The 12,610-nt window shown below is 63.5% G+C and carries 10 protein-coding genes; 5 read left to right on the top strand and 5 right to left on the bottom strand.

The annotated features are described in order from the left end of the window. Nucleotides 1-16: 16 nt before the first annotated feature. The 4 genes from ACTJKL_RS20500 (at nt 17) to ACTJKL_RS20485 (ending at nt 4,720) form a co-directional block, all read left to right on the top strand. Entirely contained in the window at nt 17-1,441 is a 1,425-nt protein-coding gene (locus ACTJKL_RS20500; protein ID WP_440853668.1) for a murein hydrolase activator EnvC family protein, read from the top strand. Next, a complete protein-coding gene (locus tag ACTJKL_RS20495) occupies nt 1,431-2,753 on the top strand; it encodes a S41 family peptidase (protein WP_100672756.1) in 1,323 nt (440 codons plus the stop codon). The genes ACTJKL_RS20500 and ACTJKL_RS20495 overlap by 11 nt, the downstream gene beginning before the upstream one ends. A gap of 179 nt (nt 2,754-2,932) precedes the next feature. Then, a complete protein-coding gene (locus tag ACTJKL_RS20490) occupies nt 2,933-4,132 on the top strand; it encodes a divergent polysaccharide deacetylase family protein (protein WP_440853667.1) in 1,200 nt (399 codons plus the stop codon). Nucleotides 4,133-4,192: 60 nt separating this feature from the next. Further along, nucleotides 4,193-4,720, top strand: a complete 528-nt coding sequence (locus tag ACTJKL_RS20485; protein WP_440853666.1) for an RNA pyrophosphohydrolase — start codon at nt 4,193-4,195, stop codon at nt 4,718-4,720. 215 nt (nt 4,721-4,935) lie between these two features. Here ACTJKL_RS20485 and bfr read toward each other — a convergent pair whose 3' ends face one another. From bfr to ACTJKL_RS20460, 5 genes are all read right to left on the bottom strand, one after another. Next, entirely contained in the window at nt 4,936-5,421 is a 486-nt protein-coding gene (gene bfr / locus ACTJKL_RS20480; protein ID WP_003531268.1) for a bacterioferritin, read from the bottom strand. Then, on the bottom strand, nt 5,387-5,698 hold the full coding sequence (locus ACTJKL_RS20475) for a (2Fe-2S)-binding protein (RefSeq protein ID WP_100672753.1): 312 nt from the start codon (nt 5,696-5,698) through the stop codon (nt 5,387-5,389). The genes bfr and ACTJKL_RS20475 overlap by 35 nt, the downstream gene beginning before the upstream one ends. Nucleotides 5,699-5,979: 281 nt before the next feature. Then, on the bottom strand, nt 5,980-9,330 hold the full coding sequence (locus ACTJKL_RS20470; protein ID WP_440853665.1) for an error-prone DNA polymerase: 3,351 nt from the start codon (nt 9,328-9,330) through the stop codon (nt 5,980-5,982). Further along, a complete protein-coding gene (locus tag ACTJKL_RS20465) occupies nt 9,327-10,883 on the bottom strand; it encodes a DUF6504 family protein (protein ID WP_018097347.1) in 1,557 nt (518 codons plus the stop codon). Before ACTJKL_RS20465 ends, ACTJKL_RS20470 begins: the two co-directional genes overlap by 4 nt. Then, nucleotides 10,783-11,763 (bottom strand): ImuA family protein, encoded by a 981-nt coding sequence (locus ACTJKL_RS20460; RefSeq protein WP_440853664.1) that lies wholly within the window; start codon nt 11,761-11,763, stop codon nt 10,783-10,785. Before ACTJKL_RS20460 ends, ACTJKL_RS20465 begins: the two co-directional genes overlap by 101 nt. A gap of 142 nt (nt 11,764-11,905) precedes the next feature. Between ACTJKL_RS20460 and ACTJKL_RS20455 the strand changes: the two genes are divergently transcribed. Continuing rightward, complete coding sequence (locus tag ACTJKL_RS20455; protein ID WP_003531284.1) at nt 11,906-12,340, top strand: metallopeptidase family protein; 435 nt, start codon at nt 11,906-11,908, stop codon at nt 12,338-12,340. Nucleotides 12,341-12,610: the final 270 nt, after the last annotated feature.

Below are 12,610 nucleotides of genomic sequence, written 5' to 3'. Positions count from 1 at the left end.
GGACTTATGAGACGGGATGAGACCTCCAACGAATAGAGCCTGTTTGAAGCGGGGCGCGCGGCGGTTCGGCTGCGGTACTGCGGTCATGGCGCTTTTCCTGTCGGTGATCGGCCCGACTGCGGCTCAGGACGCGCCCGCCGCCGCGCCGGCCGATGCAGGTGCCGCCAAGCCGGCGCCGCCGGATCCGGCTGCCGATCTGGCGGTCCGGCGCGACAGTACCGCGAGCGAGCTCGAGGCACTGTCGAAGACGATCACGCTTTCGCGGGATCGCTCCGAGGCACTCGAAAAGACGATCGCCGAGATCGACAAGAGCAACGAGACCCTCCGCGAAGCCCTCGTGGATTCGGCAGCCAAGCGGCAGGAGCTCGAACGCCGGATCGCCGACGGCGAAAGGAAGCTCGGCGACCTGCGCGTCAAGGAGGATGTGGTGCGGCGTTCGCTGCGGGCCCGTCGCGGCCTTTTGGCCGAGGTGCTCGCCGCTCTCCAGCGCATGGGCCGCAATCCGCCGCCGGCAATCCTCGTCACCCCGGAGGATGCGCTCGGCTCCGTACGCAGCGCCATTCTGCTCGGCGCCGTCGTTCCTGAGATACGCGAGCAGACCGACAGCCTCGTCGCCGACCTGAAGGCGCTCGCCGACATCCGCAGCGGCATCGCCAGGGAACGCGAGGAACTGACCGCGGCAATGACCGCCCGGCTCGAGGAAGAGCGGCGCATGTCGATGCTCGTTGCCGAAAAGGAGAAGCTGAGACAACGCAATGCGGCCGATCTGGCGGTCGAACAGCGCAAGGCCGAGGAACTCGCCCTGCAGGCGGAGAACCTCGAGGGCCTGATCTCATCGCTCGAAAACGAGATCTCCTCCGTGCGCGAAGCCGCCGCCGCCGCCCGCGCCGAGGAGGAGGAACGCCGCCGCATGAGCGAGGCCGAGCGCGAGGCTGCGCGGGAGCTCGCCAGGAGTGCCGTGCCTGACAAAAACCGCATTGCGCCGGCATATGTCTTTTCCGAGCTGCGGGAGCGGCTGGCTTATCCCGTTGCGGGTTCGCTTGTGCGCCGTTTTGGCGACGCGGACGGAACGGGGCATTCGCTGCAGGGGATCATGCTCGAGACCAATGCAGGCGCGCTGGTGACTACGCCGGCGGACGGGTGGATCGTCTATGCCGGGAGTTTCCGCAGCTACGGGCAGATGATCATTCTCAATGCCGGTGACGGGTATCATATCGTGCTCGCCGGCATGGAAAACGTCAGTGTCCGGCCGGGGCAATTCGTCGTGGCCGGGGAGCCGGTGGCGGCGATGGGTGCAAAAAGAGTGGCGAGTGCGGCGGCCTTGGCGCTGGAAACCGACAGGCCGACGCTTTACATTGAATTCAGAAAAGACGGGAAGCCGGTTGATTCCCGACCGTGGTGGACCGCAGCAGAGGTTGGAAGGGCGCGAAATGATACGTAGAGCTTCACTTGTCCTGGTCGGGGCGCTGATGGGCGCGACGGCGATGGGCGTCGTCTACTCGGCAACCATGCCGGCCGTGGCCGCAAATTCGTCGACATACCGCGAACTGGCGATCTTCGGCGACGTGTTCGAGCGCGTGCGCGCGCAATACGTGACGCCGCCGCAGGATGACAAGTTGATCGAGAACGCCATCAACGGCATGCTCTCGTCTCTCGACCCGCATTCGAGCTACATGAACTCGACCGACGCCGAAGATATGCGCACCCAGACGCGCGGCGAGTTCGGCGGCCTCGGCATCGAGGTCACCATGGAAGAAGATCTCGTCAAGGTGACGAGTCCGATCGACGACACGCCCGCCGCGCGCGCCGGTGTGCTCGCAGGCGATTTCATCTCGAAGATCGACGGTCAGGACGTCCGCGGCCTCAAGCTGGAGGAAGCGGTCGACAAGATGCGCGGCGCCGTCGGCACGCCGATCAAGCTGACGATCCTGCGCAAGGGAGCCGAAAAGCCGATCGAACTGACGATCGTACGCGACGTGATCGCGGTCCGCGCGGTGAAGGTCCGTGTCGAAGGGGATGTCGGCTATCTGAGGGTCATCTCGTTTACGGAAAAGACCTTCGAGGACCTGAAGAAGGGCATCGAGAAGATCCAGGCGGAAGTTCCCGCGGACAAGCTCAAGGGCTATGTCCTCGACCTGCGCCTCAATCCGGGCGGCCTGCTCGACCAGGCGATCAATGTCTCGGACGCGTTCCTGGAGCGTGGCGAGGTCGTTTCGACCCGCGGCCGCAATCCGGATGAAACCCGCCGCTTCAATGCGACCCCGGGCGACCTGGCCGGCGGCAAGCCTGTCGTCGTGCTCGTCAACGGCGGTTCGGCATCCGCGTCGGAAATCGTGGCCGGTGCTCTCCAGGACCTGAAGCGAGCCACCGTTCTCGGCACGCGCTCCTTCGGCAAGGGCTCGGTACAGACGATCATCCCGCTCGGCGACGCCGGAGCGCTGCGTCTGACGACGGCGCTCTATTACACGCCGTCCGGCAAGTCGATCCAGGGCACCGGCATCACGCCCGACATCAAGGTGGAGCAGCCGCTCCCACCCGAGCTTCTGGGCAAGGTGGAAGCGCAGGGCGAATCCGATCTGCGCGGTCACATTCCGGGCCAGGAAGAGACCGAAGAGGGCTCCGGCTCGGTCGCTTACGTGCCGCCGGAAACCAAGGACGACATTCAGCTGAACTATGCGTTCGACCTGTTGCGCGGCAAGAAGACGGATCCGGCTTTCCCGGCCAACCCGGAACAGGCGCAGCTGAAGGAATAAGCCCTCACCTGCAGAGTTTCAGGTGAGAGGAATCAAGGAGGCGCCGGGCTGTTCAACCCGGCGCCTTTATATTATCCATCGGCATGCAGTCGCATGTGCGATGATTCTGGCCTCCTTCAAGTCCATCGTCATGGCCAGCGGCGATTCGCGCCAGGATCGAAGCTCGACCGAGGCCCCGTTTGGCAACTGACCTCAACGCCCCGCTGGGCCAGAACCGCAAGGAGAGACCGGCACGCAAGCGCGATCTCCGTCGCGACCTGCGTTACTGCGGCCTCAGCCTCGGAGCCCTTGCGGTCATCGGGCTTTCCGCATGGAGCGCCCTTTCTCCCGGCCACCAGACCCGTTCGCCTGCAAGGGCCGCAGCGACCGCGACCCTCGCTACCGAACCGGCGCCACCCTCGGAGGGCAAAAAAGCCAGGCCCGAGGCGCTCCACCGGAGCGGCGCTCTCTCCGGCGCGCATGTCGAGGCCGTTCTAACCGATGATGGCGCGACGGTCAGGAAGTACACGCCCCGTTCACGTGAAACCGGCGGACCCGCGCTGATCGGTGTCGAGCCCACGCGCGGGCAGGACCCTCGCATGGCAGCCCTTCCAAATGAAAGCCTGCTGGAAGTCCGCCCCGAAGGCCGCCTGCCGGTCATCGGCCCGGACGGGCTGAGGCCGATAGAGCAATATGCGCGCCCCTGGTCCGGTGCCCGCGGAACGCGGATCGCCATCGTCGTCGGCGGCCTCGGCCTCAGCCAGACGGGGACGCAGCACGCCCTCCGCGCACTGCCGCCGGAAGTGACGCTTGCCTTCGCCGCGGCCGGAAACAGCCTGCAGCGCTGGATGCAGGAGGCGAGGCGTAACGGCCACGAGATCCTGCTGCAGGTGCCGATGGAACCGTTCGATTATCCGAACAACGATCCCGGCCCCCACGCGCTGCGCGTTTCTTCCGATGCCGGGAAGAACCTTGCGGAACTGCATCGAAGCATGGGACAGATCACCAATTACACCGGCGTGATGAACTATCTCGGAGGCCGGTTTCTCTCCGATTCGGATGCGCTCGAGCCCGTGATGCGCGATCTCGGCAAGCGGGGCCTCCTGTTCCTGGACGACGGGACGTCGGCGCAATCGCTCTCGGGCACGCTCGCCGGCGCCTTCGACGTGCCGCACGGTTTCGCCGATCTCGTGCTCGATGGCGAGCTCAGCCGCAATGGCATCCTGCGCAGACTCGACGAGCTGGAGCGCATCGCGCGGAGGAACGGCACCGCTATCGGGGTCGCTTCCGCCTTCGACGAAAGCGTGGCGGCCATTGCCGAATGGATCGAGGAAGCCGGCGGGCGGGGCATCGAGGTGGTCGGCGTGGCCGCACTCGTCAAAGATCCGAAACAAAACTGATTTAGGCGCAGTGGACCATCGAGTCATACGGCTCGCGGCAACATGCAAAGGAAGGACGATATGGGGAAGGATAAGGGGCGCGTCATGACGGCTGAGGATCTGCCCTATCGGCCATGTGTCGGTGTCATGGTTCTCAACCGGCAGGGACTCGTCTGGGCCGGGCACCGGCTCGCCGTCGGCAATTCCGAATACGACGGTTCGCCGCAGCTCTGGCAGATGCCGCAAGGGGGCATCGACGAGGGCGAGGACCCGCTCGCGGCCGCCTATCGCGAACTCTACGAGGAGACCGGCATCCGCTCGGTCTCGCTCCTGGCGGAGGCGCCGGATTGGATCAATTACGACCTGCCGTCGCACCTGATCGGGATCGGTCTCAAGGGCAAGTATCGCGGTCAGCGGCAACGCTGGTACGCCTTCCGCTTCGAGGGCGACGAGAGCGAGATCGCCATCAACCCGCCGCCCGGCGGCCACGAGCCGGAATTCGACGCCTGGGAATGGAAGCCCATGCACGAACTTCCGGGTTTGATCGTGCCCTTCAAGCGCAAAGCCTACGAAGAGGTCGTCGCGGCCTTTTCGCATCTGGTACCGTGAGCGAAAGGATACCGGATTAAGCCCCTCATCCGGCTGCCGCCACCTTCTCCCCGCTTGCGGGGAGAAGGACACGCGGCTCCGCCTTGCCCTGCATTCGACGGCGGAAGACGCCTGGCGTTTGCCGCCTGTCCCCTTCGCCCCGCTTGCGGGGAGAAGGTGGCCGGCAGGCCGGATGAGGGGCTGAATTAATTCGCCGCCCTTGAGAAGGCTGGAACTTATTCGGCTTCGTCGGCGGAAGCGGCGTTGAGCTGGCCGTATTTTTCCTCACCGATCTTGCGGAGCAGATCGAGCTGCGTTTCGAGGAAGTCTATGTGGCCCTCCTCGTCGGCGAGCAGTTCCTCGAAGAGCTTCATCGAGACGTAATCGCCGGCCGCGTGACAGATGTCGCGGGAGTTCTTGTAGGCCGTGCGCGCGTCGTACTCGCCGGCAAGGTCGGCCTCCAGGACTTCCTTGACGTTTTGCCCGATGCGCAGCGGCGCGACCGTCTGCAGATTCGGATGGCCTTCGAGAAAGATGATGCGGGAGACGAGCTTGTCGGCGTGGTGCATTTCCTCGATCGATTCGGCGCGCTCCTTCTTGGCGAGCAGCGTGTACCCCCAATCTTCGAGAAGGCGGTAATGCAGCCAGTACTGGTTTACGGCACCGAGTTCGAGATAGAGCGCTTCGTTAAGCTGCTCGATGACCTTTGCGTCGCCTTTCAAGATCCGCCCTCCGGTTTTCTTCATGGAATTGTCTGAGGCGGTTCATGAAATCAAATATATCGGCGTCCGTCGAGTCGCGGCGGGCGTGATATTGCTCGGTGGTGCGGATGATGATGTCGACGACATTGGGAAAACAGCCGCAGCAACGGCCGCGTTTTTCCATCGCATGATAGACTTTCGCCGGCACGATCAACTGCCAACAGTCCTCGTCGAGGAGGCCGACGATCGTGTCCTCGATGTCTTTCTCGGTGATGAAGTTGCAACTGCAAACCAGCATTTCGTCGTGTCCATCATACGCAACGCTCTGATTTTGCGATAAAGCAAAAGAGGACATTTGCCGTCAACTAAAAACTCTTCTCCATATGGTTGAGGGATGCATTAGAGCGATTCTAAACTTGATGGAAATCGTCGCATTTTCATTACATTAGGCGATTCTAAGGAGGGGATTTTTCCTCCATGACTTGTAATTCCGGCAACGGTGCCTGCGACATTTTTACACAGGTCGCCTTGGAGGCCCCAATCGCAAGGCGACGACTTCGATGCGAGTAATGACGGGGCTCAATGAAAATTGCGCCCCTTCGGCATCACCTCCGCTACCTGGGCGGCCGCCTCGCCCTCCGGTGCTGCGCGAGCGGGCAGACCCAGGCGCAATTGCCGGAGTTTTTTCTTTTCGCGGGCGTCCGCGCTCGGCCGCAAGACCTCGTCCGCGCGGTCGTTGACGCCGAAACGCCGCGCCTCCCGGCGCAGCAGGCCAAGCATCGGCGTTATATCCTCCAGATGATCGGCGACCACGTGAATGACGCCGCTCTGGTTCTGCAAGCGGCCGCGGACTTTCACAAGCCGCGATCCCATGACCTGCCGCCGGTATTTCTGGAACGTCTTTTCCCATACGATGATATTGGCGATGCCTGTTTCGTCCTCGATCGTCATGAAGATGACGCCATTGGCAGAGCCCGGCCGCTGCCTGACCAGTACAAGGCCCGCCACCGTCACCCATCTCCCCGTCGCGGTTGCCGCCAGATCCCGGCTGCGCAGGATACCCATTCGCGAAAAATCCTCCCGCATGAAGGACACGGGGTGCGCCTTCAGGGAGAGCGTCAGGGTGCGATAGTCATGAATGACCTGTTCGCCTGCCGGCATTTCGGGAAGAGCGACCTTGGGCTCGATCTGCAGATCGTCGGAACCCGCCCCTTCGAAAAGCGGCAACCGCTCCACCGCCGACTGCTCGTCGAGCGCCTTTACCGCCCAAAGGGCCGCTCGCCGGTCGAGACCTACCGACCGGAAGGCATCGGCATCCGCAAGGCGCTCCAGAACGGCGCGGGAAAGCCCCGACCGAAGCCACAGGTCATGAACGGAGCGGTATCCCTCCCCCCGGCGCGCGACGAGCGCTTCCATATCCGTCTGCTTCAGGCCCTTGACCAACCGGAAGCCCAGCCGCACGGCCTTCCGGGTTTTGATCACCTCCCGCATGCTGGCGTGGCGCGGGTGGACAGCATTCTTGTCGAAGGAACCCTCGCCTTCGAGCAGGGCGTCCCAATCCGAATGGTTGATGTCGACCGGCAGCATTCTGACCCCGTGCTCGCGGGCATCGCGCACCAGTTGCGCCGGTGCATAGAAACCCATCGGCTGCGCATTCAGGAGCGCGGCGCAGAAGATGTCCGGATAATAGGTCTTGAGCCAGGCCGAGGCATAGACGAGAGAGGCGAAGGAGGCAGCATGGCTTTCGGGGAAGCCATATTCGCCGAATCCCTTGATCTGGTTGAAGCAGCGCTCGGCGAATTCCCTCTCGTAGCCATTCGCGACCATGCCCTCCACCATCTTCCGCTCGAAGGTGTGGATCGTTCCGGTCCGCTTGAAGGTGGCCATGGCGCGGCGCAGGCGGTCGGCCTCGCTGGGCGAAAAACCGGCGGCGGTGATGGCGATCTGCATCGCCTGCTCCTGGAACAGCGGCACGCCCAGCGTCCTTTCAAGGACCGCCTTCAATTCCGGGCTGGGATACACGACCGCCTCGCCGTTGCGCTGGGCTTCGCGCCGTTTCAGATAGGGATGCACCATATTGCCCTGGATGGGACCGGGGCGAACGATCGCTACCTCGATCACCAGATCGTACATTTCGCGCGGCTGCAGGCGCGGCAGCATGCTCATCTGCGCCCGGCTTTCGATCTGGAAGACGCCGACCGTATCGGCGCGGCAGATCATGTCGTAAACCGCTTCGCGATGATCCTGGTAGATTTCGGCCAGCGTTATCGGCTTGCCGTAATGCGCCTCGAGCAGCTTGAAGCCCTTGGCAAGGCAGGTCAGCATGCCGAGCGCCAGCACGTCGACCTTCAGGATCTTCAGCTCGTCGAGATCGTCCTTGTCCCATTCGATCATGTAGCGGTCGGGCATGGCCGTGTTCATGATCGGCACGACCTCGTCGAGCCTGTCGCGGGTAATCACGAAGCCGCCCACATGCTGCGAGAGGTGGCGCGGAAAATTCATGAGCAGACTGGCATAGGCAAGCACGCGCCTGGTGAGAGGGTCCGCCGCATCGAGCCCCGCCCCTTTCGCCTGCTCCTCGGTGAAAGGCGAGGTGCCCCAGCCCCAGATCGAACTGACGAGAGCCGATTGAACGTCTTCCGAAAGGCCGAAGGCCTTGGCGACCTCGCGCCCGGCGGAGCGCGAGCGATAGCTGATCACCGCGGCGGTCAGGCCCGCATGCTCCTTGCCGTAAGTCCTGTAGATATACTGGATCACCTCTTCGCGCCGCTCGTGCTCGAAGTCGACATCGATATCGGGCGGCTCGTCGCGATCCTTCGACAGGAAACGGTCGAACAGCAGGGTGAATTTCTGCGGATCGACATCGGTGATGCCGAGGCAGAAGCAGACCGAGGAATTGGCCGCCGATCCCCGCCCCTGGCAGAGAATATTAACGCTGCGGGCAAATTTCACGAGCTTGTGGACGGTCAGGAAATAAGGCTCGTATTTCTTGTCGTGGATGAGTTCGAGCTCATAGTCTATCTGCCGCATCACCTTTTCCGGCACGCCTTCGCGATAGCGCTCGGCCGCACCTTCCGCGACGAGCCGCCGCAAGCTTTCGGCCGGCGTCTCGCCATCGGCGTTTTCATCCGGATATTGATGGCTGAGCTCGTCGAGGCTGAAGGTGAGCTCGCTGAAAAATTTCCGCGTATTGGCAAGCGCCTCGGGATAGTCGCTGAAAAGCCTGGCCATTTCCCTTGGGCCCTTCAGGTGCCTTTCGGCATTCTTCTGCAGAAGGAAGCCGGCGCCGGCTATCGGCACATGCTCCCGGATGGCGGTGACCACATCCGCGAGCGGCCTGTAATGCGGATCGTGATAGAGCGCGTCATTGGTGGCGAGCAACCCGATGCCGGTCTTTCGGGCAATGGCTGCCAGGACGGCAAAATCATGCCGGTCGAAACCGTCATAATGCGGCGCCAGGCCGAGATAGAGCCGGTTGCCCGTATGCTCCTGCAATGTCCCGAGCAGCACCTCCAGGCTCTCCGCCTCCGGCCGTCCTTCGCTTTGCATGACGATCAGAAGAAGCTCCTCCTGCCATTCGAGCAAGTCGGCGAGATGGAGCGTGCAGTCGCCCTTCTTCGAGCGCAGGTTCCCGGCGCTGAGCAGGCGGCAGAGATGCCCCCAGCCACGCCTGTTTTTCGGATAGGCGAGAATGTCCGGCGTGCCGTCGGCAAAAACCAGGCGGGCGCCCGGCTGAAAGGGGTAGCCCTCCACCTTCGCCTTGGCATGGGCCCTGACGACGCCGGCGACGCTGTTGCGGTCGGCAATGCCGAGACCGGCAAGCCCCGCCTTCTTGGCGAAGACGACCATCTCTTCGGCCGGCGCCGCCCCTTCGAGGAAGGAGAAATTCGTGCGCGCACCGAGCTCGCAGAAGGCAGTATCCGCGCTCATGCGAAAACTCCGTGCATGAACCAGCGGGGTGAGGCGGTCTCCCTTCCGTAAAGGCCTTCGCGAAACAGCCAGAAGCGGCGGCCCTCCTGATCCTCTATCCGGAAATAATCGCGCGTCGGATGATTCTCCCCGTCGATCCACCATTCGGCGGCGATGCGCTCCGGCCCCTCGGCACGGGCGACGCGGTAGCGGGTCTTGCGCCAGTTGAAGCTTCGCGGAGCGCCCTCGGGCACTTCCGCCGTCGCCTCCACCGGTTCGGGATGCGCGAAAATCCGAAGCGGACGGTTCTCGGGGAAAGCCTTCTCTTCAGGGGCAGGCGGTCTCAGGACCGCCGCCACGTCCGTCACGGCGGCAAATCCGCCCGCCCGTTCCGGCAGATGGCTTTCGGCAAGGGTCGCCTGCATCAGACACCCGGGCCCGAAACGGGCGGAGACCTTGTCGACGAAGGCCGCAAGCGGCTGGCTTTCGTCGGGGGCGCCGGAAAAATCCTGCTGCGCCGGATCGAGCCTTTCGCTTCCGAGGACCGAAAGCCGGACGATTTCGAAACCATATCCGGCATCGAGATCGTCATGAACCGCCTGCAGCCGCTCGCGAAAGAGGGCGGCTATGCGGGCGGCATCGTTCAAGGGCACGGCCGCATGGGCTCGGACGCGGAATACCCGGCCGTCGACGCGGAACAGGAGGAGCTCGAAGAGCCGCCCGCCTTCGCCATGCCGCTCCAGCGAGGAGCGGACATCCCTGGCGAGGTGACGGGTCAGCTCGAGAATGTATTCCTCGTCCTGCACCGGCTCGGCGAGCCGGCGCTCGGCGGAGAAGCTCGGCACGGGCAGCCGGGGCGAAAGCGGCTCGTCCTCGAAGCCTCTCGCCTGATCGAGTCTGAGGAGAAGGGAGGAGCCGAAGCGGCGGGCGAGCGGCGCCCGCGGCGCTTCGAGAAGATCGCCGATCTGTTTCAGCCCGACCCGTTCGAGTGCGGCCGCGGTGTCCGCCGGCAGTCGCAGCGCGGCGACCGGCAAGGGTGCAAGCACCGGGTCCCCGTCCTCGGGCGCAATGACGTCGGCATCGCCGTAACGGGCGACAGCCCAGGAAAGCCCGGCTGCGGAGGAGACGGTCGCCCGCGCCTCGACGCCGAGAGAGAAAAGACGCGACAGGACATCGCTGACGAGCGCCTTCTCGCCGCCTTGAAGATGGGCGCAGCCGGTGATGTCGAGAAACAGGCCATCCGTGCCGTCGAGTGCCACGAGCGGCGTATAGCGGTCGCACCAGTCGGCAAGCGCCTCCAGAAAGGCCTGGTCGGCGGCCGGATCGGCGGCAATCACGTCGAGCGAGGGACACATGGCGCGGGCTTCCGCCGCCCCCTGGCCGCGCTTCAGGCCGATACGCTCTGCAAAAGTATCGAGCGCAACGAGCCGCATGGCATTGTCGATCTTGGCGGCGAAGACGACGGGCGGATGGTCAGGACGCCCGCGCGAAAGCCAGGAGGCGCCCCATCGGCTGCGCGCGACGCGATCGGCCGGCAGATGCGGAAAGTGGATCGACAGGATCCGTTGGCTCATCGTTTGTCTGAAGAGCGGCGCTCCGGCGTTCATCGAGTGAGTAGAAGCGGCGGTCATGGGCGTTCCATTCGAGAAAGATGTCGTCAGAGGCTTGGCGCCTGCTTTTTTCGACAAGGAGGTGAAAGGCGGAATGGCCGATGCTGCCGCAAAGCACCGAACCATCGGGAAGAGGACGTTCGCCGGCCGGTGCCGGCTTGACCTGGATCCGGAAGAAGGCGCTGCTCGCCTCCTCCTCGCCCGCCTGACGCAAGACGAGAAGAGGCACGCCGCCCGCCCGGGCTCTCACATGCAGACGCCGGCTCTCGCTCAGGGCGAGACAGGCAGGGTTGCCGCGGACTTCCAGAACGACCACGGCGAAGACCGGTACCGAAAGCGCCGTTTCGGCGATCCACAGCGCATCCTTCACCGTGCGTGCCGAAACGAAGAGAAAGCGCTCGGCGTCGAGTCCATAGGCCTTGAGGCCCGGCGCATAAGGCTGACCCGCCTCACAGGCAGCAAGCGTCTGGCTGATCCAAAGGACCGGGGCCAGACGGCCATTCTCCTTCTTCTGCCACTGATAGAGCACCGCAAGCGCCGCCACGAAGCCGGCGGCCGCGCCCGCATCCCGGGTCTCGGCATTGCGGATTTCCATCATGCCCTCGAGCGGCAACCCGCCCTGGAGGGCCTCATCGAATTGCGGGACGCCGAGCGGCAGGACCTTGCGGCGGGGCGCCTCCTTCTTGTCGCGGCGAAAGCCGGCGGGATCGGCCGCCTTGGCCGGCCGGACGCATCCCGGCACCCCGCGATCTTCAATCCGCGCAATGGTCTCGCGAAGGGAAAGAACGGTTTGCCGTTGCACGGCGTTTCCGGCCATGACGGTCAGCTCCATCTGCATGTTCATGTTATGTTCTTATGGATTCCAGAGCTGCCCTCAAGAGTCAACAACCAATATTGAGAATATATTCCTCCTTCTTTCCGGGGTAGAATTCATCACTCGAAAAACAAAGGCAAAATCGCTATATGAGGGGCAACAAGGAGTGCCCATGGCCCGCATTGACCAAACCGATGATTGGCGGGAACGCCACGCACCGTCGCTTACCGTATTCGAACAGCTCGCGTTTGAAGCCTACAGCCATCTGCCTGAGGAATTCCGCAAGCTGACGACGGATCTCACGATCGAAATCGCCGACTTTCCAAGCGACGATGTCTTCGAAGACATGGCGCTCGAAACGCCGTTCGACCTGCTGGGCCTGTTCGAAGGCCGCGGCCTCGGCGAACGCTTCACCATGGAAACCGGGGAGTTCCCGAACCGCATCACCCTTTACCGCCGCCCGATCATCGACTACTGGGCCGAAAACGAGGAAACGCTCGGCGATATCATCACCCATGTGCTGATCCACGAGATCGGCCACCATTTCGGCCTGTCGGACGACGATATGGAGCGGATCGAGGAAAGCGTGGAACACGTGGGCGGCTGAGGCCTGCCGAGATTCGGGATACCCGCCGCCGCTTGTTTAATCTCCTCCTTCCTGTGCTTGTCACAGGAATCCAGCCAGACCAAGTCCTTGGGCTGGAAAGGCTCTTCCGCGCCGCCGACCCGGCGCTGCCTCATCCCTGTGACGAGCACTGTTGGGGTGGACGGCTCTCAACGGCATCGCAATGTGCCAGAGTGAGTCGTTAAGACATCAATCGAGGGAGACCGTCCGTGGAGCAGATTATCCGAATTGGCATGGATACGTCAAAGAGCG

This window comes from Sinorhizobium sp. 22678, from assembly GCF_052044265.1.
Classification (GTDB): domain Bacteria; phylum Pseudomonadota; class Alphaproteobacteria; order Rhizobiales; family Rhizobiaceae; genus Sinorhizobium; species Sinorhizobium meliloti_A.
This window is presented reverse-complemented; position numbering and strand designations above follow the sequence as displayed.